This window comes from Mesorhizobium comanense, assembly GCF_005503535.1.
In the GTDB taxonomy this organism is placed as follows: Bacteria; Pseudomonadota; Alphaproteobacteria; order Rhizobiales; family Rhizobiaceae; genus Mesorhizobium; species Mesorhizobium comanense.
The window spans coordinates 88,687-110,701 of record NZ_SCNN01000010.1 but is presented as its reverse complement, the minus strand read 5'-3'; the positions used below and the strand labels follow the sequence as shown (position 1 = coordinate 110,701).

The 22,015-nt window shown below is 63.1% G+C and carries 23 protein-coding genes and 1 tRNA gene; 14 read left to right on the top strand and 10 right to left on the bottom strand.

Annotation, left to right across the window (positions count from 1 at the left end):
- The first annotated feature begins 67 nt into the window (after positions 1-67).
- Positions 68-859 (top strand): TrmH family RNA methyltransferase, encoded by a 792-nt coding sequence (locus FFS37_RS18360; protein WP_137932371.1) that lies wholly within the window; start codon positions 68-70, stop codon positions 857-859.
- A gap of 67 nt (positions 860-926) precedes the next feature.
- On the opposite strand, the gene FFS37_RS18355 is transcribed toward FFS37_RS18360, so the two are convergent.
- Positions 927-2,117: a coiled-coil domain-containing protein gene (locus FFS37_RS18355; protein WP_137932370.1), complete on the bottom strand. Its 1,191-nt coding sequence runs from the start codon at positions 2,115-2,117 to the stop codon at positions 927-929.
- 152 nt (positions 2,118-2,269) lie between these two features.
- Positions 2,270-2,851, bottom strand: coding sequence for a DUF1134 domain-containing protein (locus FFS37_RS18350; protein WP_137932369.1), 582 nt, complete (start codon positions 2,849-2,851; stop codon positions 2,270-2,272).
- A gap of 341 nt (positions 2,852-3,192) precedes the next feature.
- On the opposite strand from FFS37_RS18350, the gene chpT reads away from it, so the two are divergent.
- Entirely contained in the window at positions 3,193-3,822 is a 630-nt protein-coding gene (gene chpT / locus FFS37_RS18345) for a histidine phosphotransferase ChpT (protein ID WP_137932368.1), read from the top strand.
- 244 nt (positions 3,823-4,066) lie between these two features.
- Positions 4,067-4,435 carry a response regulator gene (locus FFS37_RS18340; protein ID WP_056578130.1) on the top strand — a complete coding sequence of 123 codons (369 nt, stop codon included), beginning with the start codon at positions 4,067-4,069 and terminating at the stop codon, positions 4,433-4,435.
- Positions 4,436-4,528: 93 nt separating this feature from the next.
- Here FFS37_RS18340 and ctrA read toward each other — a convergent pair whose 3' ends face one another.
- Positions 4,529-5,224: a response regulator transcription factor CtrA gene (gene ctrA / locus FFS37_RS18335; RefSeq protein ID WP_006203583.1), complete on the bottom strand. Its 696-nt coding sequence runs from the start codon at positions 5,222-5,224 to the stop codon at positions 4,529-4,531.
- 451 nt (positions 5,225-5,675) lie between these two features.
- Between ctrA and FFS37_RS18330 the strand changes: the two genes are divergently transcribed.
- Positions 5,676-6,053: a flagellar export protein FliJ gene (locus tag FFS37_RS18330; RefSeq protein ID WP_137932367.1), complete on the top strand. Its 378-nt coding sequence runs from the start codon at positions 5,676-5,678 to the stop codon at positions 6,051-6,053.
- 194 nt (positions 6,054-6,247) lie between these two features.
- Here the strand turns inward: FFS37_RS18330 and FFS37_RS18325 are convergent, their stop codons facing one another.
- Positions 6,248-6,661 carry a winged helix-turn-helix transcriptional regulator gene (locus FFS37_RS18325; RefSeq protein ID WP_137932366.1) on the bottom strand — a complete coding sequence of 138 codons (414 nt, stop codon included), beginning with the start codon at positions 6,659-6,661 and terminating at the stop codon, positions 6,248-6,250.
- An 88-nt stretch (positions 6,662-6,749) separates the two neighbouring features.
- Here FFS37_RS18325 and FFS37_RS18320 point away from each other — a divergent pair, with 88 nt between their 5' ends.
- A complete protein-coding gene (locus FFS37_RS18320) occupies positions 6,750-7,676 on the top strand; it encodes an NADP-dependent oxidoreductase (RefSeq protein WP_137932365.1) in 927 nt (308 codons plus the stop codon).
- Between the two features lie 79 nt (positions 7,677-7,755).
- Here the strand turns inward: FFS37_RS18320 and sciP are convergent, their stop codons facing one another.
- On the bottom strand, positions 7,756-8,031 hold the full coding sequence (gene sciP / locus FFS37_RS18315) for a CtrA inhibitor SciP (protein ID WP_006203587.1): 276 nt from the start codon (positions 8,029-8,031) through the stop codon (positions 7,756-7,758).
- A gap of 291 nt (positions 8,032-8,322) precedes the next feature.
- On the opposite strand from sciP, the gene mnmA reads away from it, so the two are divergent.
- A complete protein-coding gene (gene mnmA / locus FFS37_RS18310) occupies positions 8,323-9,513 on the top strand; it encodes a tRNA 2-thiouridine(34) synthase MnmA (RefSeq protein ID WP_137932364.1) in 1,191 nt (396 codons plus the stop codon).
- Between the two features lie 28 nt (positions 9,514-9,541).
- On the opposite strand, the gene FFS37_RS18305 is transcribed toward mnmA, so the two are convergent.
- Positions 9,542-10,501 carry a Gfo/Idh/MocA family protein gene (locus FFS37_RS18305; RefSeq protein ID WP_137932363.1) on the bottom strand — a complete coding sequence of 320 codons (960 nt, stop codon included), beginning with the start codon at positions 10,499-10,501 and terminating at the stop codon, positions 9,542-9,544.
- A gap of 241 nt (positions 10,502-10,742) precedes the next feature.
- Here FFS37_RS18305 and FFS37_RS18300 point away from each other — a divergent pair.
- Positions 10,743-10,819: transfer RNA gene (locus FFS37_RS18300), tRNA-Met, on the top strand.
- Positions 10,820-11,072: 253 nt separating this feature from the next.
- On the opposite strand, the gene FFS37_RS18295 is transcribed toward FFS37_RS18300, so the two are convergent.
- Together FFS37_RS18295 and hpxZ are read right to left on the bottom strand one after the other, a co-directional pair.
- Positions 11,073-12,269, bottom strand: coding sequence for an amidase (locus FFS37_RS18295; RefSeq protein ID WP_210240467.1), 1,197 nt, complete (start codon positions 12,267-12,269; stop codon positions 11,073-11,075).
- On the bottom strand, positions 12,266-12,658 hold the full coding sequence (hpxZ, locus tag FFS37_RS18290) for an oxalurate catabolism protein HpxZ (protein ID WP_137932362.1): 393 nt from the start codon (positions 12,656-12,658) through the stop codon (positions 12,266-12,268). Before hpxZ ends, FFS37_RS18295 begins: the two co-directional genes overlap by 4 nt.
- A 224-nt stretch (positions 12,659-12,882) precedes the next feature.
- Between hpxZ and FFS37_RS18285 the strand changes: the two genes are divergently transcribed.
- The 4 genes from FFS37_RS18285 to FFS37_RS18270 are packed head-to-tail and all read left to right on the top strand — an operon-like array spanning position 12,883 to position 16,661.
- Positions 12,883-13,932, top strand: a complete 1,050-nt coding sequence (locus FFS37_RS18285; protein ID WP_137932361.1) for a LacI family DNA-binding transcriptional regulator — start codon at positions 12,883-12,885, stop codon at positions 13,930-13,932.
- Positions 13,933-13,957: 25 nt separating this feature from the next.
- The gene (locus FFS37_RS18280; RefSeq protein ID WP_137932360.1) at positions 13,958-14,896 is read left to right on the top strand and encodes a substrate-binding domain-containing protein; all 939 of its coding nucleotides are present in this window, start codon (positions 13,958-13,960) and stop codon (positions 14,894-14,896) included.
- Positions 14,893-15,678, top strand: a complete 786-nt coding sequence (locus FFS37_RS18275; RefSeq protein ID WP_137932359.1) for an ATP-binding cassette domain-containing protein — start codon at positions 14,893-14,895, stop codon at positions 15,676-15,678. The genes FFS37_RS18280 and FFS37_RS18275 overlap by 4 nt, the downstream gene beginning before the upstream one ends.
- Positions 15,675-16,661 (top strand): ABC transporter permease, encoded by a 987-nt coding sequence (locus tag FFS37_RS18270; RefSeq protein ID WP_137932358.1) that lies wholly within the window; start codon positions 15,675-15,677, stop codon positions 16,659-16,661. Before FFS37_RS18275 ends, FFS37_RS18270 begins: the two co-directional genes overlap by 4 nt.
- 152 nt (positions 16,662-16,813) lie before the next feature.
- Here the strand turns inward: FFS37_RS18270 and FFS37_RS18265 are convergent, their stop codons facing one another.
- Positions 16,814-17,707, bottom strand: a complete 894-nt coding sequence (locus FFS37_RS18265) for a ribokinase (RefSeq protein ID WP_269750905.1) — start codon at positions 17,705-17,707, stop codon at positions 16,814-16,816.
- 25 nt (positions 17,708-17,732) lie between these two features.
- Between FFS37_RS18265 and FFS37_RS18260 the strand changes: the two genes are divergently transcribed.
- The 3 genes from FFS37_RS18260 to FFS37_RS18250 all read left to right on the top strand — a co-directional run bounded on the left by FFS37_RS18260 (position 17,733) and on the right by FFS37_RS18250 (position 19,845).
- The gene (locus tag FFS37_RS18260) at positions 17,733-18,575 is read left to right on the top strand and encodes a BtpA/SgcQ family protein (protein ID WP_137932356.1); all 843 of its coding nucleotides are present in this window, start codon (positions 17,733-17,735) and stop codon (positions 18,573-18,575) included.
- A complete protein-coding gene (locus FFS37_RS18255) occupies positions 18,572-19,237 on the top strand; it encodes a TenA family protein (RefSeq protein WP_137932355.1) in 666 nt (221 codons plus the stop codon). The genes FFS37_RS18260 and FFS37_RS18255 overlap by 4 nt, the downstream gene beginning before the upstream one ends.
- 95 nt (positions 19,238-19,332) lie before the next feature.
- Positions 19,333-19,845: an HD domain-containing protein gene (locus FFS37_RS18250; protein ID WP_232375708.1), complete on the top strand. Its 513-nt coding sequence runs from the start codon at positions 19,333-19,335 to the stop codon at positions 19,843-19,845.
- Between the two features lie 567 nt (positions 19,846-20,412).
- On the opposite strand, the gene FFS37_RS18245 is transcribed toward FFS37_RS18250, so the two are convergent.
- Entirely contained in the window at positions 20,413-22,005 is a 1,593-nt protein-coding gene (locus FFS37_RS18245) for a GMC family oxidoreductase (protein ID WP_137932505.1), read from the bottom strand.
- Positions 22,006-22,015: the final 10 nt, after the last annotated feature.

The following is a 22,015-nucleotide window of genomic DNA, read 5'->3' as shown; positions in this document are numbered from 1 at the left end:
CCGACGATTTCCGGAGCCTGGCTCGTGCAGCAAGCACGGACCAGGCTTTGATCATTGAGCGGAGACCATGGAGCCAGCGCGCATCGACGATCCACGCGATCCTCGCGTGGCAGCCTATCTCGACATTCGCGAGCGCGATCTCGCGGGCCGGCAGGGACGCTTCGTCGCCGAGGGCAAGGTCGTGCTCGACCTGCTTTTGTCGTCCTCACGCTTCGGTGCGGAATCCGTCCTGGTTCTGGAGAACCGGCTCGGCGGCGTGGAGGGTATACTGCGCAAGGCCCCCGCGGATCTGCCGGTCTATGTCGTCAGCAGCGCGGTGATGGACGCTATCGCCGGGTTCCACATGCATCGCGGCATACTGGCCATCGGCCGCAAGCAGGCACAGCAGCCGGCCGGGACCTTGCTTGACACCTTGCCCGCCCGCGCCCTGGTCGTCGTGCTCGTCGGCATCGCCAACCACGACAATATGGGCGCGATCTTCCGCAACGCCGCCGCCTTCGGCGCCGACGCCGTGCTGATGGACGCGACCTGTTGCGATCCGCTCTACCGCAAGGCGATCCGCGTTTCCGTCGGCGCCGCGCTCAAGGTCCCTTTCGCCTCGTTCACCGACACACCGGCCTTCACGGCCGAACTCGGCCGCCAAGGCTACGACCAGTTCGCGCTTTCGCCGCGCGGGCGCACCGAAATACGCGACGCGCGGCGCGGCGCGCGCCTTGCGCTCTATCTCGGCACCGAGGGCGAAGGCCTTCCCGAAAGCCTGCTCGCCACTCTGCAAACCGTGCGCATCACCATGTCGAAAGGCTTCGACAGCCTGAACGTGGCCGCTGCGTCAGCGATAGCGCTGCATCATTTCTCGTAAAGCTTCACCGTTTCCGCGAAACGATGAAATGGTCCGGCCGTGTCGCCGGGCAGCCTGCGCCCAGGCCTCAGTTCGCGTCCGCCTTCTGCAAGGCGCGCACGCGGTCGGCAAGGCTGCGGTTGCCATTGCTGGGCTCCTGCGGCGCCGCCAGGGCCTTGGCGATCGGTGAATCAGGTCCCTCGAGCTTGGCCGTCATATGGACGACCTCCGCCGCCAAGTCGTTCATCTGCTCGCGAAGGGCTGCCCCGCCATTGGCGGAACCTGAAGTCGCCATGGCGCCGAGATCGGCCTTCAGCCGCTTGTTCTCGCGCGCCAGCGCCGTCAGCCTGGCCTCCAGCCGTTCGCGATCGCTGTCGAGCTTGGCGATCGCCCGGTCGACGTCATCACGCCCGCCCACCTCGTCATGCCTTCCCGCTCCATTCGGCAGCGCTTCATTCGGCCCGGCTTGATTCGACCCGGTTTGATTTGGCTTGCCAACGAGCCGCAAGGCCGGCGCGCCGTCCGCGGCCTTGGCTTTTTCACGCAGGCGCTCCAGCTCCTTTTCGCGGCGATCGAGCTTGTCCTCGCGGTCGGCGAGCGTTGCCAGCAGCCGCTCGACCTTCTTGTCGAGCTCGGCGGCCCGTTTCTTCTCGGCCTTCAGCGCATCGCGCGCGGCCTTGCTTTCGGCCGCGATTTCCTGCTGGCGCCGATCCGCTTCCTTGCGCTGGCCGCGCAGCAGCGAGATATCGCTGGCGAGCTTCTGCAATTCGGATTCGCGCGCCACGAGCTCGATCTGACGGCTGCTGGAGGCGAAACTGGCATCGTCATACATGTGCTCCAGCTTCTCCAGTTCGAGCGCGCGCCTCTCCAGCTTGCGCTCCGTCTCCTTGAGGCGCTCCGAAAGCTGGTGCAGTTCGCCTTCGCGCTGCCGCAACGCCTCGCTCTTGGCGCCGAGCTCGGCCAGCGCCTCATTCTTGTCGGTACGCTCGATGGCGAGCCCCTTCAGCGCCTCGCGGCCGCGGTTGATCTCGACCAGTTGCTCGGCCGCCTTCTCGCGCAGCGCCTTGACGTTCATCTCGAGACGGCGCGCCGACATCGCATATTCGGCGCGGATCCGGTCCTTGTCGGCCTGGATCTCGGACTGGGTCAATGGGATCGAGGCTTCGATGCGCCGGCGCGTCAAGGCGACCGCGCGCCGCCAGACCGCCGGGGCGATGATGAGCGCCAGAAAGCCGGCACACAGAAAGCCTAGGGCAAAGAACAGAACCGACTGAACCAAAGGACAACCCGCTATCGACGTCCATCTCAACTGGACCGTGCCACATTGGGATGGCGGAAATCAGACGCCGCGGCAAGGGCCTGCCGCGGCGCATCAGGGGTCATAGGCCTACAAATCGCATCGCGGGCGCCGCAGTTGCGGCAAATAGTGGGTCAGAACGGATTCCAGGTCGCCCGTTCGGTAAGTTTGAGATAGCCGAGATTGACCCCGAGCCGCGCGCCGACGCCGGTGCGGATCGGCACCAGCAGCACATTGTTGTTCTTCAGCACGTTGAAGCCGACACCCGCCACCACATAGGCCGACCCGGCGACGCCGCCATAGCGGTTGTAGAGGTTGCCCACATCGTCGAGATTGTAGACCAGCATCATCACGCGCGACCCTTCGCCGCCGAAATCCCAGCCCAGCGACGGGCCCTGCCAGAACACTTTGTGGTCGCCGGCATTCTTGGTGTAGAGCGTGCCTTCGCCATAGGTCAGGCCGCCGATCAGCGCCCCGGACCCCTCCTCGCCAAGCAGATAGCCGTTGGGCAGGCCGTAGGAAGCGAAAATCTTCTCGATCACCGTGGCCAGGCCGCCCGATGTCGCGCCGAAAAACTTGTGGCCGGAATCAATGATTTCCTGAGCGGTGTACTCCTGGGCTCGCAGGGCTGAAGTCGAGAAGACGAGAACGCCCAGGAGCGTGACCGCCAGTGAGAGGACACGGAGAAAGCTCCGGTCGTAGTATCGGGAAAACATGCTTCCAATCTCCGTCAGGGAGCACTTTCGCCGACGCCTCGCACCCGTACGGCTCTTTAGGCGGCCGTTAAGGATGACTGTTAGGGGCAAACTATGCCGTAATTCTTTTTCAACCATTAACTCGCACAGGAAGATGGCGGTTCGAAGGCTGGCTTTGGGGGTCGCGCGGCACGTCGAGCCTGCGCGAACACGCCATTTGCCCCGACGACAATTTTGGGTTTGTTGCTGTACGTACGAGTGCTGTGTATTCAGAAAGCCTCGGATTGGAGCGTGATTCGTGCGGGCGGTGCGACAATCGATCGCCTGGTCACGACTAGTGGAATTTGCAGGGATTTTCACCGATGGCCGATCTGTTCACCCTTTCCGCCCCTGACCTGGCTGCACTCCTGTGCAGTCGCGTCTGCCACGACATCATCTCGCCGGTCGGCGCGATCAACAATGGGCTCGAACTGCTCGACGAGGGTGGCGCCGACGAAGACGCCATGCGGCTGATCCGCCAGAGCGCCAAGAATGCCTCGGCCCGCTTGCAGTTCGCCCGCATCGCCTTTGGCGCCGCCGGCTCCGCCGGCATGCTGATCGACACCGGCGACGCGGAGGCGGTGGCAATCGCCTTCCTCAAGAACGAAAAGCCCGAACTGATCTGGAACGGGAGCCGCGCGCTGCTGCCCAAGAACAAGGTCAAGCTGCTGCTCAACCTGATCCTCGTCGCCAATGCCGCGATCCCGCGCGGCGGCAAGCTGGTCGTCACCCTGGAAAACCTCGAAACCGAGCCGCGCTTTTCGCTTTCCGCGGCCGGACCGATGCTGCGCGTGCCGCCGAAATTCCTCGAACTGCATTCCGGCCACAAGCCGGAAGAGCCGATCGACGCGCATTCGGTGCAGCCCTACTACACCCTGCTGCTCGCCCGTGAAGCCGGCATGACGATATCGATCCACGCGACGGCGGAAGAGATCGTGCTCTCGGCTGCCTGAGGGCCGCATTGCCCTCGGGAAAACAAAGTATTTCAACCTGAAATATTGCTCCGGCACCTCGGTGCGGGCGTGATGAGCTTTGCTCGATCGCCGACCGCAAAGCATTGCAAAGAACAGCACCCGAAAGGGCATCTTTGCAAAAATTTTACCTAACGGCTTTTCGGCTTTTTTACCAGATCGGGCTATGGTGAATGCCGGACGCCCCGCCACGACCGGATTGCCATACGGCAAAGAGGACCCGGAAATGAAACGCTGCATGTTCGTCGACGATTCAAGCGTCATCAGGAAGGTTGCAAAACGCATCCTGGGCGGGTCCGACATGATGGTCATCGAAGCGGCCAGCGGGCTCGACGCCCTGGAAATGTGCGCCGCCGACATGCCCGACATCATCGTCGTCGACGGTGCCTTGCCGGACGTGCAGGCCGTCGACCTCATCCGCCGCGTGCGCGCGATGGAAAGCCCGATCAAGCCGCAGATCCTGATCTCGCTGGTCGAGCTCGATATCGCCTCGATCATGCGGGCCAAGCGTGCCGGCGCCCAGGGCTATCTCCTGAAGCCCTTCAATCGCCCGCAATTGCTCGAGCGCTTCCGCACCCTGAAGATCGCCGCCTGACACGGCGCCGATCCATCCCGATCTTGACCCACGACGCAAAAAACCCGGCCGAAGCCGGGTTTTTATCGCTGGTGATGAAGCGGCGCCGGCTGCTCAGGCGCTGACGCGGATATCTTCGGGCTCGCGCAGCACATAGCCGCGGCCCCAGACGGTCTCGATATAGTTCTGGCCGCCGGATGCCGCGTCGAGCTTCTTGCGCAGCTTGCAGATGAAGACGTCGATGATCTTCAGTTCCGGTTCGTCCATGCCACCATAGAGGTGGTTGAGGAACATTTCCTTGGTGAGCGTCGTGCCCTTGCGCAGCGAGAGCAGCTCCAGCATCTGGTATTCCTTGCCGGTGAGGTGCACGCGCTGGCCGCCGACTTCAACGGTCTTGGCATCGAGATTGACCACCAGATCGCCGGTCGTGATGACCGACTGGGCGTGGCCCTTGGAGCGGCGCACGATGGCGTGAATGCGCGCCACCAGTTCGTCCTTGTGGAACGGCTTGGTCATGTAGTCGTCGGCGCCGAAGCCGAGGCCGCGGACCTTGTCCTCGATGCCGGCCATGCCGGAGAGGATCAGGATTGGCGTCTTTACCTTGGAGAGGCGAAGCGTTCTCAAGACTTCATAGCCGGACATGTCCGGCAGATTGAGATCGAGAAGGATGATGTCGTAGTCGTAGAGCTTGCCTAGATCGACACCCTCTTCGCCGAGGTCGGTCGTGTAGACGTTGAAACTTTCCGATTTCAGCATCAGCTCGATGCTTTGTGCGGTTGCACTGTCATCTTCTATCAGCAGAACACGCATTTCATTCCCCTTTTCTGCTGCCGGACCATTTCACGACCCGTCCTGCCCCGGAGCAGTGGTTGCCTTGTGCAGAGGCTGCCATTGAATGGTTAACAAAACCTAATTTCCCGTCCACGACGGTATCAGATTTTTTAACCCCTTTCTACACCCTCTTGAATCTAATAACGAATCACAGACCCAAATTCCTAATGCAACACATTAATAACCTGGACTAAGTGACTCCAGGGACTCATCGACGCAGCTTCCGCTTCGGCGGCCGGAATTTTTACCCGGCCTTAAGCCCTGACCCGTATGATTAACAATGCCCGTAAACGAATGGTTACCGTCGGCAAAAAACTTTAGGGTTTTGTTTCCCATAGTTCCGGGAAACCCGGTGGAAACGGGCACCGCCTGAGCTTTTGCGGGCGGATGGACGATATGTGCGGGTGTGCGTTTCCGGGAGTACCGAATCATGAAGTCACGTGAAAACCTCGTTCGGCTGAAACAGTTTCAGGTGAATGAGAAGCGGCGGCAGCTGCTGCAGCTCGACATGATGATCGCCGAGTTCGAACGCATGGCCGTCGAACTGGAGCTTCAGATCACCGCCGAGGAAAAGAAGGCCGGCATCACCGACATCAACCATTTCGCCTATCCGACCTTCGCCAAGGCGGCACGCCTGCGCCGCGACAATCTCAGAAATTCCCAGGGTGACCTCGCTCAGCAGCGAAGCGCCGCCGAATCATTACTCGGCGAAGCTGAAGCGGAGCTTTCCAAGGCTGAAATGCTGGAATCGCGCGACACCAAGATCCGCGACGCCGAAACCGGCGGCCGCAGCGCCATGATCGGCTAAGGCACCCGGCTTCCACATCACCCGCGCATGCGCGCCGGCGCGCATCTCGTTGACAAGGCCGCGAACCGGCACAAACTGAATTGCCGCCGGAATTGCCGCTCAAGAGCAATTCCAGGAAAAGTGCGTAGCGGTTTTCCGTCCGGAATTGCTTAAAAACAAAAGCTTAGAGCGGTTCGGCGATTCCGTGAAACGCTCTAGGCGGCCCATTCCCCATTGTTTCCGGCCCCATCAGTTCCGGCAACCGCCCTGGCACGGGCATCCTTGATGTCGGGCGCGTGCTCTTCGGCCCATGATCTGATCTGGGTGAGCAGTCCCGCAAGGTTCAGGCCGAGTTCGGTCAATTCATAATCGACGCGCGGCGGAATGACCGGGTAGACCTCCCGCCGCACCAACCCATCACGCTCCAGCACACGCAGCGTCTGCGTCAGCATCTTGGGCGTTATGCCCTCGAGCTTGCGGGCAAGCTCGCCATTGCGCTGCCGGCCTTTGCGCAGCGCGCAAACCACCAGATAGACCCATTTGCTGGACAGCATTTCGAGCACGGTGTGCGAGGGGCATGTGCGGCGGAACGCGTCGTAGCCGAAGGGGGAGTCGAAGTCACTATCCATGAGGTACCTATGTATCACCAAGGTACATACTAGACAAGGCGACATTACTATCCAAATGATAGTGGCATCAACATCAGCAGGAGCTCCCATGCGTGCCGTTATCCAGAATACCGTCGGCGGGCCCGACGTGCTCGTCATCGCCGACAGGCCCGATCCGTCGCCCAGCGCCGGCGAGGTCCTGGTCCGCGTCAAGGCCGCGGGCATCAATCCGGTCGATGGCGCCGTGCGGGCCGGCTACTATCCGCTACTCGGCGAGCCACCCTTCATTCTCGGTTGGGATATTTCCGGCACGGTCGAGGCTCTGGGCGCCGGCGTCACCGGCTTCAAGGTCGGCGACGAGGTCTTCGGCATGCCACGCTTCCCCAAGCAGGCGGCCGCCTACGCCGAACTGGCGGCCGTGCCCGCCGACGAGATCGCGCTGAAGCCGAAGGGTGTGGACCACATCCAGGCAGGCGCGTTGCCGCTGGCGGGCCTCACTGCCTGGCAAGGCCTTGTCCGCCATGGCGCGCTGAAGCCGGGCCAACGCGTGCTGATCCACGCCGGGGCCGGCGGCGTCGGCCATCTGGCCGTGCAGATCGCCAAGGCGCGCGGCGCCTACGTCATCGCCACCGCCAGCCCGGAAAAGCTCGATTTCGTCAGCAAGCTCGGCGCCGATGAAGTGATTGACTACACCAAGGGTGACTTCACGGCCCAGGCCCACGACATCGACCTGGTGCTTGAGCCGGTGGGCGGCGACCACGCCGATCGCTCGCTGAAGGTGCTGAAGCCAGGCGGCGTGCTGGTCTCGTTGCTCAATGTCAACGACGCCACGCGCGCCGACGCCAGTGCGCGCAACATCCGGGTCGAGCGTATGTCCGTCGTTCCCGACCGTGAAGGCCTGCTGGAACTCGGCCGGCTGATCGACGCGGGCAAGCTCGTGGTCCACGTGGCCCGGACCTTTCCGCTTGACCAGGCGGGAGCAGCCCACGCCTTCCTCGCGACCAGGCCGATCGGCAAGGTGGCGCTGACGGCCTGACCGCCGCCAACCCACAAGGCTGCCTTGAAAAGCAGAAGGGCGCGGAAGACCGCGCCCTTTTGATGTTATTCAGCCCGGCCTAGTGCCGGTATTGCTGGATGCGCGTGGTGCGCAGCCCGGCGAGGCCATATTCGTCGATCGAGGCCTGCCAGGACAGGAATTCCTCCGTGGTCAGCTTATAGCGCTGGCAAGCCTCTTCGAGGCTCAGAAGTCCGCCGCGCACTGCTGCAACCACTTCCGCCTTGCGCCGGATGACCCAGCGACGCGTATTCGTCGGCGGCAGATCGGCAATCGTAAGGGGGCTGCCGTCAGGCCCGATAACATACTTGACTCTAGGTCTAACCAGATCGGTCATCGTACTCTCTACAAAAAACTCAAAGACCCAATCCCGGCCACGTTACCGCCACAGCTTTAAAAATTGCCTAAGCAGACCCTAATGACTAGGTAAGGATCGTGAACGCCCCGTTAGTCTTTTCGCCGGCATTTGAATCATCGGGCTTGAAGCGCTGATTTAGCTGGAAGAAATACACGCGCTTGGCGGGGATCCGGCACGATGCTGGAACAGCCCTGCAAGCTGGCGCCGCCGCAAAGCTTGACCTATATTCTCGACATTGGCATTTGAGATGCCGCGCAGAATGAAAGCATCATGAACAGTCTCGATCTTCCCGGCCGCCCCGAAAACACCCGCATCGTCGTCGCCATGTCGGGCGGCGTGGATTCGTCCGTGGTCGCCGGCCTGTTGAAGCGCGAGGGCTACGATGTCGTCGGCGTCACCCTGCAGCTCTACGATCATGGCGCGGCGACCCATCGCGCCGGCTCATGCTGCGCCGGCCAGGATATCGATGACGCCCGCCGCGTTTCGGAAACGCTGGGCATTCCCCATTACGTGCTCGACTATGAGGAGCGCTTCCGCAAGGCGGTCATCGACCCCTTTGCCGAAAGCTATGTCGCCGGCGAGACCCCCATCCCCTGCGTCTCCTGCAACCAGACGGTGAAGTTCGCCGATCTCCTGGCGACCGCCAAGGAACTGGGCGCGGATGCGCTGGCCACCGGCCACTATATACGCTCCGGCGCCAATGGCGCCCACCGCGCGCTCTACCGGCCGGTCGACGCCGACCGCGACCAGAGCTATTTCCTGTTCGCCACCACGCAGGCGCAGATCGACTATCTGCGCTTCCCGCTCGGCGGGCTGTCGAAGCCGCAGGTCCGCGCAATCGCCGAGGAAATGGGCCTGACGGTCGCCGCCAAGCAGGACAGCCAGGACATCTGCTTCGTGCCGCAGGGCAAATATTCCGACATCATCGCCAAGCTGAAGCCGGCAGCAGCCAATCCGGGCGACATCGTCCATATCGACGGGCGCGTGCTTGGCCGGCATGAAGGCATCCTGCGCTACACGATCGGCCAGCGCCGCGGCATCGGCATCGCGTCGGGCGAGCCGCTCTACGTCGTCCATCTCGATGCCGAGCGGGCGCGCGTCGTGGTCGGCCCGCGCGAGGCGCTGGAAACGCACAAGATCTACCTGCGCAACATGAACTGGCTGGGTGACGGCGCGCTCGCCGGCGTCCCCGCAGGCGGCATGGAGCTGTTTGCCAAGGTGCGCTCGACCAGGCCACCGCGCCCTGCGGTGCTGCGCCACGAGGCGGGCGTTACATCGGTGGAACTGGCCGACGGCGAGTCCGGCATCGCGCCCGGACAGGCCTGCGTGCTCTATTCCGACGATGGCAACGAGGCCCGCGTCTTCGGCGGCGGCTTCATCGAGCGTTCCGAGCGAGGCGCCGAGGCCGAGGCGATGCTGAGCCGGCTTGCCGCCAGGCCGGCACAGATCCCGGCCGAGTAGGCACTACCCTCTCAGAGGTCAAACGGTCTCAAGACTTGGTGTGGGTGACCGTGCCGGCCGTCAGGATGCGCAGCACCCGGATCGCTTCCTCGCCGCTGGTGCGCGGCTCGGCGCGCGTTTCGATGCACTGGATGAAATGTTCCAGCTCGCGCGTCAGCGGCATGCCTTGCGCCACCGCCACATAGGACGGTTCATTGGTGGTGAAGGCCCATTGGCCGCTGTCCTGCCAGACCGCGTGGCGATAGACGGCAAGCTTGCGCTCCCAGGGTTCGACATCGTCGAAAACCGCCATGGCCTTGGTGCCGACAACGGTCAGCCGCCGCTCGCGGTAGGGATTGAGCCGCGAGGTGAACAGATGGCTGCGCAACCCGTTGGGAAAGCGCATGTGCAGATGCGCGAAATCGCTGAGATTGTCGAGAAGTGCCGCCCCCTCGCCGCGCACCTCGATCGGCTCCGTACCGGTGATCGCCAGGATCATCGACAGGTCGTGGGGCGCTAGGTCCCACAGCGCGTCGTTTTCGGTGTGGAACTTGCCAAGGCCAAGCCGGTGCGAATGGATATAGCGGACTTCGCCGAGTTCGCCCTTGTCGATCAGCGCCTTCAGCGTCTCGAAAGCCGGGTGGAAGCGCAGGACATGGCCGACCATGAAGACGCGGCCATTGTCCTTGGCCGCCTGCACCGAGCGCTCCGCATCGGGCACCGTCAGCGCGATCGGCTTTTCCACCAGAACGTCCTTGCCGCTCTCGACGGCGCGCACCGAAAGATCGGCATGGAACTGCGGCGGCAGGGCCATGACGATGGCATCGATGTCGTCGCGGACGAACAGCTGGTCGGGCTCGATCGCCAGGCAATCCTGTTCGCTGGCAAATCCTTCGGCGCGGGCCTTGTTGGCATCGGAAACCGCGTGCAGCGCGCCAAGCGCCTTGAGGGTGCGGATGTGGTTTGAGCCCCAGTATCCGCAACCGAGGACTGCAATGCGCGGCTTCATCTGTTTCAAACTCTAAAAACTCGTGGTCGAGACATAGCGGCGCGCCCCTTCGAACTCAACCCCGACGGCTGCAACCAAATGTCGGCGCGGCAAAGCTTTTTTGGGCAACGAGAATATGCGGCGGTATGGAATGTTTCGAAGCTTGACAGGCTCGCCCTCCCAACCTTATATCCGCGCGACCTTGGCGAACGCTCCGAAATGCCTTTCGATTTGAGGCGGATTTCGGGCCTTTCGCCGCCCTGGCGGGGTAGCTCAGTTGGTTAGAGCACGGGAATCATAATCCTGGGGTCGGGGGTTCAAGTCCCTCTCCCGCTACCACTATGTCTTACTAACCATTTGATATTGTTATCAATTTTCTTGGAGCTGCGCCAAGAGTACGGGGCTGGCAGTCTTGAGTCCTAATAACCGATTGATAACAAAGGTGTTTCGTTACGGGGGTTCAAAACCCTGCCGCTACCAAACGCAACGAAACTGTGCCTGCGTGCTATGAGCAACAACTGAACCTACTTCAAACGGGCCGGCCGTGGCCCGCGGCGCAATGCAGAGTCCGATGCCGCACATTCCTCTCTCGCTATGCGAAGGCCAGTCGTCCGGCGAAATCGATCAACGTGCGGTCCGAACCACGCCAGCCGATGAGCGAAAGGCCGACCGGCAGCCCGCCGGCATCGCCGAGCGGCAGGCTGATCTGAGGCAGGCCGGTCAATCCTGCAATGCAGGTGAGGTCGACAATGGCATCGCAGGCAGCGCCTGTCTCAGCCAGACTGATGTTGCGCATCGGCGGCAGGATCGGCGTGGTTGGCAAGCAGATGATGCGCCGCCGATCGAGAAGCGTATCGATTCGCTCGCGCAGAACCGGGCGCATCGACTTTGCTTCCCGGCATGCCGCTTCCGGTAGCCGGCCGGCATTGGCGATGGTCTTGGCGACATCGAAGGAAAGCCGCGGATCCACCTCGTCCACCCAGGCCGCGAAGGTGCGAGCGAATTCGGGATGCTGCAAATGGACATGCAAGGCATTCCAGGTCGACAGACCTTCCTCGGCGATCGTCACCGAACGGGCCGAGCCAACCAATCGCTTAACCTGGGCTAGGCCCGGCCGCAGGGCATCGCGGATCTCGTCGGAGGCGAGCGCAAAAGCGTCCTCGGCGATCAGCACCTCGTCCACGACGTCAATGGGCGCCAGCGGAAGCAGTACATCTCCGACCCGCGCCATCATCTCGGCCTCGGGGGCAAAGAAGCCGGCCGAATCGAAGGATGGCGACTGGACCATTAGACCGGCGGTGGGGATCGCTCCATGTGTCGGCCGCAGGCCGTAAATGCCGCAAAAGCTGGCCGGCACCCGCATGGAGCCGCCGCTGTCGCTGCCCAGCGCGAACGGTACGATGCCGCCGGCGACCGCCGAGGCCGAGCCGCTGGACGAGCCGCCGGCATAGCGCTCCGGCGCGCGCGGATTGACAGGCGCGCCGACATGACGGTTGCGGCCAAGTAGTCCGAGCGAAATCTCATCGGTGACGGTTTTGCCGGCCAGCGTCGCCCCGGCGTCAAGCAGCAGGCGTATTGCCTCGGCGGTCTTCGACGCCGGTTCATGGCTGGCGGCCCAGTCCGGACTGCCACAGCCGGTCACATGCCCTTCGACGTCGAAGAGATCCTTCGCAGCGAAGGTCAGCCCCTTGAGCGGGCCATCGCTGGCGCCGGAGACGACGAGCCGTCCGCCGGGCACAAAGGCGCCAAGTCCTGCAGCCGGACGCGGATCAGGCAGAAGGCGGCTCACGGCCTGAAACCCTGGGGCTGGTCGATGACGCTGACATGGGCGGCTACGACGTGCCAGCCATCGTCCATCTTGGCCCAACTCTGCATCTGGCGACCGATCTGGCCTTCGGGAACATCGGTGTAGAGCGTCGAGGCCGTGGCGAAATGCGAGCCATAGGTGGTGACGATGGTCTGCGTCAACCGCCGCTCCGGATTGAGGCGCCGACGGGCGTTGAAGGCGGCGATCTCGGCGTGGCCGCGCAACATCTCGGCCGGTCCGTAGCGTACCGTCATGTCGGAGTCCCAGAACAGCCAATCGAGGGTTTTCGCGTCGGCGTCGAGCAAAGCCTGCTCATACCGCCGATAGGCCTCGCTGACCTCTGCCAGCACATCCGGATTGTTGATCTCCACGACGATTCATCCCATTCGAAAAGCCAATTTAGTAAATCCATTTACTGATGGATTCGAAGAGATGTCAACGGCCTTGTGATGGCCTGCTGCCGCTCAAAGTTTAGCAAAGCGCTCACATTTCCGCCATTTCTTGCCATTTTGGCTTCATAAAAATTTCCAACACGGGACTTGCGCACCCATTTCGAACTGCTAATGTGGCCTCGTTTTGTAAACCGGTTACGTAAATGAGCGACAAGGTTGCACGACTGGCTGACGTGGCGCGCACCGCACAGGTGTCGGTCGCCACCGTGTCGCGTTACCTTAACAATCAGCTGCAGCTGCCCGACGACACGGCGACCCGCATCCGCCAGGCGATCGCGCAGCATGGCTACCAGCCCAATCCGCACGCCCGCAGCCTCAGCCTCGGCCGCTCCGAAACGCTCGGCCTGGTCGTGCCTGATATCGCCAACCCCTATTTCGCCAGGCTGGCGGCGGCGGTGGAACGCGAGGCGGCGCGCCAGGGTTATGGCTTGACGCTCTGTGCTTCGCTCAACACCCAGGAGCGCGAGCGCGAATATCTGGCGCGGCTGAGCCGCACCGCGGTGGACGGCATCATCTTCGTCTCAAACCACGCCGATGACGGATCGCTGCGCGATCCGATCAATTCCAGCAACCGGCGCATCGTCATCCTCGATGAGGACATCGCCGGTGTGCGCGGCTCAAAAGTGTTCAGCGACAACGAGCAGGGCGGCTACCTTGCTGGCCGTCATATGATCGAGATGGGCCATCGTCAGATCGCCTTCTTCGGCGGCCCGGAGGCCATGCGCAGCACACAGGCGCGGCTGGCCGGCGTGCGCCGCGCCATCGAGGAATCCGGCGAGCCGGCCGAACTTCGCGACATCTATTTCGGCAGCTATTCGCCCGAGCACGGGCGCGCCTGCGCCGAGCGCTTCCTGAGCTCCGGCCTCGGCGCGACCGCGCTGCTGGTCACCAGCGACGAGATCATGATCGGCGCGCTCGAGATCTTCCGCCGCGAGGGCGTGCGGGTGCCCGACCAGCTGTCGCTGATCGGCTTCGACGACATCGCGCCCTTTGTCCTTTTCGATCCACCGCTGACCTCAATCCGCCAACCCGTTGAAGCGATGGGGCGGCGGGCCGTCGATCTTCTGATCCGCGGCCTCAAGGGTGAGGACGTCGATGGGGTGGTCGAACATCTTCCCGTGGAACTCGTCTTGCGACAGTCGGTCGCCAGGCCTCCGCGGGAAGCAATAACAAGAAAAACAAAGCGTCCGTAACCAACAGTAAGGGGAACTATCCACCATGCGTAAAATCATCACCAAAATCGCATTGTCGGCACTTCTGGCAACGTCGCTTACCACCGTGTCGCACGCCGCCGGCAAGACCTTCGCCTTGATCCAGTACAACCAGCAGGTCTCGTTCTTTGCCGAGATCACGCGCGGCGCCAAAGAGGCCGCCGACAAGTCCGGCGACAAGTTGCTGACGTTCGACGCCAGCAACTCCGCCCAGGCACAGGACAGCGCCTTCGAAAACTACGTCCAGCAGAAGGTCGACGGCATCATCATCGTCGCCATCGACACCAATGGCATCATGCCGGCGGTGCGCGCAGCCGCCAGTGCCGGCATCCCGGTCGTCGCGGTCGACGCCGCCTTGCCCGACGGCCCGCAAGCGGTGCAGATCTCGGTCGACAATTACGCCGCCGGCAAGTTGATGGGCGACTTCTACGTCGACTACGTCAAGAAGAACCTTGGCGGCAAGGCAGCCTATGGCGTGCTCGGCGCGCTCAACTCCGACTTGCAGAACATGCGGCAGAAGGGATTCGAGGACGTGGTCAAAGCTTCCGGCATGGCAACCAATGCCGGCGTCGTCGATGGCCGCAACATCCAGGATCAGGCGCTGGCCGCCGGCGAGAATCTTCTGACCGGCAGCCCCGACCTGCCGACCCTCTATGCCACCGGCGAGCCGGCTCTGATCGGCGCCATCGCGGCGGCCGAGAGCCAGGGCCGCACCGACAGGCTGAAGATCTTCGGCTGGGATCTCAGCGCCCAGGCGGTGGCGGCCATCGACAAGGGCTATCTAGTCGGCGTCGTGCAGCAGGATCCGGCCGGCGAAGGCAAGAAGGCCGTGGAATCGCTCGTCACGCTCATCGGCGGCGGCAAGGTCGAGAAGTCCATCAAGGTGCCGGTCACGATCGTCACCAAGGACAATCTCGACCAGTTCCGCGCGCAGTTCAGCCAATGAACGCGCATCTGGCGGAGGCGGCGAAAGCCGCCTCGATCCCTCGCGACGGAACCCCGCGCATCAGCGTGCGCGGGATCAGGAAAAGCTTCGGCTCGATCCAGGCGTTGCGCGGCGTCGATCTCGACCTTTGGGCGGGCGAGTGCCTCGGCATCGTCGGCGACAACGCCGCCGGCAAGTCGACCTTCACCAAGATCCTGGCCGGAACCTATATCCCCGACGAAGGCTCGATCGAACTCGACGGCAAGGGCGTGCGCTATTCCGGCCCGGCCGAAGCGCGCAACAATGGCGTGGAGATGGTCTATCAGGACCTCAGCCTGTGCGACACGATCGATGTCGCCGGCAATCTCTATCTCGGGCGCGAGCTTCGGCGCGGCCCCTTCCTCGACAAAGCGGCGATGCAGGACGGCGCCCGCGCCATGCTGAAGCGCCTGGAAGTCCGCATCCCGAACGTGGCGGCCAAGGTGGCGCAGCTTTCCGGCGGACAGCGGCAATCGATCGCGATCGCGCGCTCGGCCTCGTTCGGCCCGCGCGTGCTGATCCTTGATGAGCCGACCTCGGCGCTTGCCGTGGCCGAGGTGGAGGCCGTGCTCGCGCTGATCATGCGGCTGAAGGCCGAAGGCGTGGCGGTGATCCTCATCACGCATCGGCTGCAGGATTTGTTCCGCGTCTGCGACCGCATTGCCGTGATGTATGAAGGCACCAAGGTCGCCGAGCGCGCGATGGACAAGACCAATCTCGAGGAGATCGTGCGCCTGATCGTTGGCGAGGGACATCACACATGACGCTCTACACCGAACGCCAGCAGGGATCGCGCCTGCAGGACTTTCTCGAAGCCAATGCGCATGTGCTGTCGATCGCGCTGTTCCTGGTCGCGTGCTGCGCCTTCTTCACCGTGCTCAACGACGTTTTCCTGTCGCCGGGCAACCTTTTGAACCTTTTGCGCCAGGCCGCACCGACGCTGATCGTGGCGGTCGCCATGACCTTCGTCATCACCACCGGCGGCATCGACCTTTCGGTGGGCTCCATCATCGCGCTGGTCAACGCGGTGGCGGCGATCCTTTTGCGGGACGGCTGGGACTGGCCGATCGTGTCGGTGCTGATGATCGTACTCGGTGCTCTGATCGGTACGTTCCAGGGGTATTTCATCGCCTACCAGAGGATTCCGGCCTTCATCGTCACGCTCGCCGGCCTGTCGGCCATTCGCGGCGTCGCCCTGGTGCTCACCGGCGGCTTCTCGATCCTGATCCCGCCAAGCCTGTTCCTGACGCTCGGCCGCGGCACGTTGCTGGGGATCCCCTTGCCGGCACTGCTTGGGCTTGTGGTGGCCGTTGTCGGATACGTCGTGCTGACCTCGACCGTATACGGCAGACGCGTCTGCGCGGTCGGCGCCAACACCGAAGCGGCGCGCCGCGTCGGCATGCCGGCCAAGCGGATCCTGCTGTCGGTCTATGTCTGGAGCGGCGGCGCAGCGGCACTCGCAGCGCTGGTCATTGCCGCCCGGCTTGGCTCCGGCTCGTCCAACGCGGCGGTCGGAATGGAACTCGACGTCATCGCGGCAGTGGTGCTTGGCGGCACTTCGCTTGCCGGCGGTCGCGGCACGATGCTTGGCACCGTGCTCGGCGCGCTGACGATCTCGGTGATCGGCAATGGCCTGATCCTTGCCCATATCGATGCCTTCTACACCCAGATCGTCACCGGCTCGATCATCCTGATCGCGATATGGCTGAACATGCGCATTTTCGATCGAGGCGGCGGGAAGCGTTGAAGAACGCGATGAACGATCCGTCCCAAAAGTCTTTCGACGATCCAGGCAGGTTCCACGACAGATCCGTGTCGCACAAGCGGCCGGTTTGGTCGCGGATCCTGCCTGGAGCAATTCCTGACGGAAAACCGCTTTACACTTTTCCCGGAATTGCTTTAGCCGCGCAGGATCGCGCCGATCTCGGCCGCGCTCGGGAACGCCGTGAACGTGCCCTTGCGCTGCACCGTGATGGCGGCAGCGGCGCTTGCGGCTTCGATGGCCGCGCGGGGCGACATCGCGTCCCTGAACATCGCGGCGACGAGCACGCCCATGAAGGTATCGCCCGCCCCTGTCGTGTCGACGACGCGAACCGGCCTGGCCGGCACGTGGAACGTCCCCTCGCCGGAACCGAACATCGCGCCCTTGCCGCCCAGCGTCAGCACCACCGTGCGCGCGCCGGCTTCGCGCAGGGCAGCGACCGCCTCCTCGTGACAAGTCCTTCCGCTAATGGCCGCGGCCTCGCCTTCGTTGAGCACCAGGAGGTCGATCGATGGCAGAAGCTCCGCGTATTCGGCATGCACCGGGGATGGATTGAAGATCGTCGTCGCGCCCGCCCGGCGCGCCGAGGCGAGCGCCGCCTTGGTGGCATCGACCGAGAGGTTGCCCTGCATCAGCAGTTGATCGCCGGACCCGAGCCGCGCGGCAATGGCGTCGGCCTGCCGGCTGCCGATCGCGCGCGCGGCGTCGGTGGTGCTGGCAATCGCGTTTTCGCCTTCACGGCTGATGAAGATCATCGAACGATCGGTGTCGGCATCGACCCGCATCAGGTCGGCCGGATCGAGGCCCACTCCCGCCAGCATGGTCGCGATATGGTCGCCATTGCCGTCGCGGCCGATGGCGGCGACGAAGCGCACATCCATTCCGGCCCGGCTTGCGACGAGAGCTTGGTTGGCGCCCTTGCCGCCGAGATCGCGCCTGGGCGCGCCGACCAGGACGGTCTGGCCCGGCGACGGCCACGCTTCGACCTCCATCGATTCATCGATAGTAGCGTTTCCAAGTATCAACAACATATCACTTAACCTGCAGGAGTAAATTGTGGGAACCATATCGCACGAAAAGCAGAACACAATCAACAAAATATTTGGTAAAAGCCAAGTAATTATTGGAGTAATTCATTGCCCTCCAATGCCTGGAACTCCTAGATATTCTCGTGGAGATTTTATCTCTTCAATAAATACTGCTGTCGAGGATGGCCTTGCCTACATCTCCGGCGGCGTCGACGGCCTCATCGTCGAGAACCACGGCGATATTCCCTTCCTTAAACCGGATGAGATCGGCCATGAGGTCTCGACCGGGCTTGCCATCATCACCGATCGCATCCGCCAGAAAACGGACGTGCCGATCGGCATCAATGTGCTTGCCAACGCAGCGCTGCCGGCGCTCGCCATCGCCAAGACCGCCGGGGCCAACTTCGTTCGCGTCAACCAGTGGGCCAATGCCTATGTCGCGAATGAAGGTTTCGTCGAGGGCGCTGCAGCGACCGCGCTGCGCTACCGAGCCGCTATCGCGGCCGAGAATGTCGCGATCTTCGCCGATGCACATGTCAAGCACGGCGCCCATGCCATCGTTGCCGACCGGCCCTTGTCCGAGCTCGTGCGCGATGTCGAGTTTTTCGACGCCGACGCAGTCATCTGCACGGGGCAGCGCACTGGCGATGCCGCGACCGTCGAAGAAATCACGGCCATGCGTCAGGCAACCAGTCTGCCGCTGCTTGTCGGCAGCGGCACTACGCTGGACAATATCGGCACGATCCTTCCCTTGCTTGACGGCGTCATCATCGCCAGTGCGCTGAAGAAGGGCGGCCGGTGGTGGAACGCGGTCGACCGCGATAGGGTTGCCGCCTTCATGGACAAGGTAAACGGGATCCGTTCAGCATGACGGCCAAGGACAACACGACACCGATGACCAAGGCAAGGCTTTCCGACCGCATCCGCCAAGCAAACGCCGATGTCTGGGACAAGATGCAGGCGCATCGCTTCGTCGTCGACATCGAGGCCGACAGGCTGAGCCCACAGGCCTTTCGCGCCTACCTGATTTACGAATGCGATTTCGTCGAGACGGCGATGCTAATCTTCGGCCATATGCTGGTCAAGGCGCCTGGCCTGGAAGAGCGGCGTTGGCTGGCCGGCGTGCTGCAGGCGCTCGCGGTCGAGCAGATCGGCTATTTCGAGCGTACCTTCGCTGCGCTGAAGATCACGCCGCAGGACCGTGCGCGCGCCCTGCCCGCCTCGGTGCTCGCCTTCCGCGATGGCATGCTGGCCATTGCGCGCGACGGCACCTATCACGATGGCGTGGCGATCATGCTGGCGGCCGAGTGGCTATACGCGACTTGGTGCTCGCGCGCCGCGCGTCACACTATCAGCGACCCGATCCTGAGGCGCTGGGTCGACCTGCATGCGGAACCCGAGTTTCTGGCCCAGGCCGATTGGCTGCGGCGGCAGGTCGATGCCGCCGACCCGGCACAGGCCGAGGCCATCGGCGCCAACTTCCGCCGAGCAATAGAGTTGGAGGTCGGCTTCCACCAGGCGCCTTTTGAATAACCCTTGGCAAGGGCCGCCTTAGGTCTCGACAGGAAGGCGGGTCATCGCAGTGTCTCGACTCTCGTCGGAAAGCCGTTTCGTTGAGGATTATCGATATGACGCGACCAATCAATGCGGACTATCTGGAGACGCTTCTCGGCGATAGACGTCTCGTGGAGCAACTTGCGTTCATTTTCGAAGTGGAAAAGCTCAAGACGGTCCTGCGCAAAACGCCGCTACTCGATAAATCCCGCGTAGAAAACGACGCCGAGCACACTTGGGAACTAGCCCTTATGGCAATGGTGCTTGTCGAACATTCCAACGAGCCCGTCGATCTGCTTCGCGTCCTCAAAATGCTGTTGATACACGATATTGTCGAGATCGATGCGGGCGACACGTTCGCCTTCGGCAGTGTCGGCCTGAGCGATCAAGCCGACAGGGAAATGAGGGCCGCCGAGCGCATATTCGCCTTGCTTCCGACGGACCAGGCCTTGGAATTTCGGGCGCTCTGGGATGAATTCGAGGCCAAGGCCTCCGCCGAGTCACGGTTTGCCAATGCCATGGACCGCCTGCAGCCGTTCTTGCACAATTTCTTCACCGAGGGGGCACCTGGCGCACGACGGGAGTAACCGCTGCCGATGTCGATCGACGCAAGGTCCCGATAGCAAAAGCCTCCTCAACCCTCGGTTCACTGGCGGACAAACTTGTAGCACTCGGCATTCAGCAGGGCATCCTTGCTCCATAGTCAGCCAGATCGTTTTGAACATAACGAGCGAACCGGTCGACAGCCTCAAGGGTCAGTTGTCTTTCCTGCATATGCGGACAAGATACCAACGTCTGCGTTGAGTAGTGGTATTCAAATGGATCGTCATCCAAGACAACGAAGCCGGAACTGATGGTTCGATGTGTGGGAGGAAAGGCGGTAGCGCCCTCCCGCTACCACTTCAAACCCATTATCGTCTCCGACCGCGGCACCATAGCGATCGCCCAATGGGGCGGGCTTTCCAGTGTAGCGTGCGGTAGGGAACGCGGCTCCGCCAACAAGGGCGGCGAGCTTGACCTCTATTTCGAACCCTGTGCGTGCAGGTGCGCGGCCGGTGACCATACGACGGCCAGGGAAGCAGCCTGGCGTCGCGGCGTCGATACCGGCGGGCAGTCGCCCGGAAAGGAAGTCGGCACTGTTGCCCTCTGTTTCGTCAGTGCACCGCCAGCAGCATCTGCGCCGCCTTTTCGGCGATCATGACGGCGGGCGCGTGCGTGTTGCCGGATACGATGGTCGGCATGATCGAACAGTCGGCGACGCGCAGGCCCTCAAGGCCCCGCACTCTCAGCTCGGGATCGACCACGGCGGCGGTGTCGCCTCCCATCCTGGCGGTGCCGACCGGATGAAAGATGGTCGTGGCGATGTCGCCCGCTGCGCGAGCGAGGTCGTCGGGCGTCTGGATATGCACGCCCGGCTTGAACTCCTCCGGCTTGAAGCGGGCCATCCGCCTCGTCGCCATCAGCCGGCGCGCGGCGACAATGGAGCCGGCCGCGACTTCGCGGTCGCTTTCGGTCGAGAGATAGTTCGGCGCGATGGCCGGATGATCTTCGAAGCGCGGCGAGACGATGCGCACGGTCCCGCGCGATTCCGGCCTCAGATTGCAGACGGAGACCGTGATGGCCGGAAAATTGTGCAGCGGCTGCCCGAAGGCTTCCAGCGACAGCGGCTGGACGTGGAACTCGACGTTTGCGGTATCGAAGCGCGGATCGGATTTCATGAAGATGCCGAGCTGGCTTGGAGCCATCGACATCGGACCCGAGCGCTTGAAGGCGTACTCCAGCGCGATGCGCGCCTTGCCCGATAGCGACCCCTGCCGCTCGTTCAAGGTCCGCGCGCCGGTGATCTTGAACGCGGTGCGTATCTGGAGGTGGTCCTGCAGGTTCTCGCCAACGCCGGCCAAGTCGTGCAGGACGTCGATGCCGTGCCGCTGCAACAGCGATCCCGGTCCGATGCCGGAGAGCTGCAGGATCTGTGGCGTGCCGATGGCGCCGGCGGACAAGATGAGTTCGCCCGCAACGGAAGCCCTTGTCGGCACGCCCTTGTGCCGGAACTCCAGGCCTGTCGCCTTGCGGCCCGTCAACACCACACGCTCTGCCTGCGCCCCGGTCAGGATGGTGAGATTCCGACGGTGGCGGATCGGGCGGATGAAGGCGCGAACCGCGTTGAAACGGAAGCCGGCCTTCTGGTTCACCTCGAAATAGGACGATCCGAAATTGTCGCCGGTGTTGAAGTCGTCGACCTTCGGCACGCCAAGCTCCTCGGCGGCCTCGCGCACCGCGTCAAGGATCGGCCACGACAGCCGCTGGCGTTCGACCCGCAGCTCGCCGCCCTGGCCGTGGAACGCGCCGTCCAGCCGCTGGTGGTCCTCGGACTTCCTGAACAGCGGCAGGACGTCATCCCAGCCCCAACCGGGATTGCCGAGCTGGCGCCATTGATCGTAATCGGCGGCCTGGCCACGCATGTAGATCATGCCGTTTATCGAGGAGCAGCCGCCCATCACCTTGCCGCGTGGATAGGCGAGCGAGCGGCCGTTCAATCCCGGCTCCTCACCCGTGCGGTAACACCAATCCGTACGCGGATTGCCCATGCAGTAGAGATATCCAACCGGGATGTGGATCCAGTGGTAGTTGTCGGACCCGCCGGCCTCCAGCAGCAGCACGCGTTTGGCCGGATCGGCGCTCAGCCGGTTGGCAAGCACGCAGCCGGACGAACCCGCGCCAACGATCACATAGTCGAACGTCCCCATGTCGGCGCGC